Source organism: Ureibacillus thermophilus, assembly GCF_004331915.1.
Taxonomy (GTDB): domain Bacteria; phylum Bacillota; class Bacilli; order Bacillales_A; family Planococcaceae; genus Ureibacillus; species Ureibacillus thermophilus.
In genome coordinates this window covers 127,307-128,490 of record NZ_CP036528.1, presented here as the reverse complement: position 1 = coordinate 128,490, position 1,184 = coordinate 127,307, and the positions used below count along the sequence as shown (strand labels likewise).

Sequence of the window (1,184 nt, the reverse complement as noted above, 5' to 3'; positions counted from 1 at the left end):
ACGTGCAAGGTTAAGTCGAAGAGACGGAGCCGCAGCGAAAGCGAGTCTGAATAGGGCGAAGGAGTACGTGGTCGTAGACCCGAAACCAGGTGATCTACCCATGTCCAGGGTGAAGGTGAGGTAACACTCACTGGAGGCCCGAACCCACGCACGTTGAAAAGTGCGGGGATGAGGTGTGGGTAGCGGAGAAATTCCAATCGAACTTGGAGATAGCTGGTTCTCTCCGAAATAGCTTTAGGGCTAGCCTCGTGTAAAGAATACTGGAGGTAGAGCACTGTTTGGACTAGGGGCCCACCTCGGGTTACCGAATTCAGACAAACTCCGAATGCCAGCTATTTATACACGGGAGTCAGACTACGAGTGATAAGATCCAGCTAAGGTCCCAAAGTAACCGTTAAGTGGAAAAGGATGTGGCGTTGCTTAGACAACCAGGATGTTGGCTTAGAAGCAGCCACCATTTAAAGAGTGCGTAATAGCTCACTGGTCGAGTGACGCTGCGCCGAAAATGTATCGGGGCTAAACGGTTCACCGAAGCTGTGGATTCGTGCATCGCACGAGTGGTAGGAGAGCGTTCTAAGTGCGCTGAAGTCAGACCGGAAGGACTGGTGGAGCGCTTAGAAGTGAGAATGCCGGTATGAGTAGCGAAAGATGGGTGAGAATCCCATCCACCGAATGACTAAGGTTTCCTGAGGAAGGCTCGTCCGCTCAGGGTTAGTCGGGACCTAAGCCGAGGCCGAAAGGCGTAGGCGATGGACAACAGGTTGATATTCCTGTACCACCTACCCGCCGTTTGAGCAATGGGGGGACGCAGGAGGATAGGGAAAGCACGCCGTTGGTTGCGCGTGTCCAAGCAACAAGGTGGGGAAGTAGGCAAATCCGCTTCCCATAACGCTGAGTTGTGATGGGGAGCCTCTTTTGAGGCGAAGTTCCTGATTTCACACTGCCAAGAAAAGCCTCTAGCGAGGCGGGAGGTGCCCGTACCGCAAACACTGTTTGGACTAGGGGCCCACCTCGGGTTACCGAATTCAGACAAACTCCGAATGCCAGCTATTTATACACGGGAGTCAGACTACGAGTGATAAGATTCGTGGTCAAGAGGGAAACAGCCCAGACCACCAGCTAAGGTCCCAAAGTAACCGTTAAGTGGAAAAGGATGTGGCGTTGCTTAGACAACCAGGATGTTG

1 rRNA gene (cut by both window edges) is annotated in these 1,184 nt (G+C 52.9%); it reads left to right on the top strand.

From position 1 onward, the window contains the following. Nucleotides 1-1,184 (top strand): 23S ribosomal RNA (locus tag DKZ56_RS15870) (it extends past both window edges: 1,337 nt to the left, 2,020 nt to the right).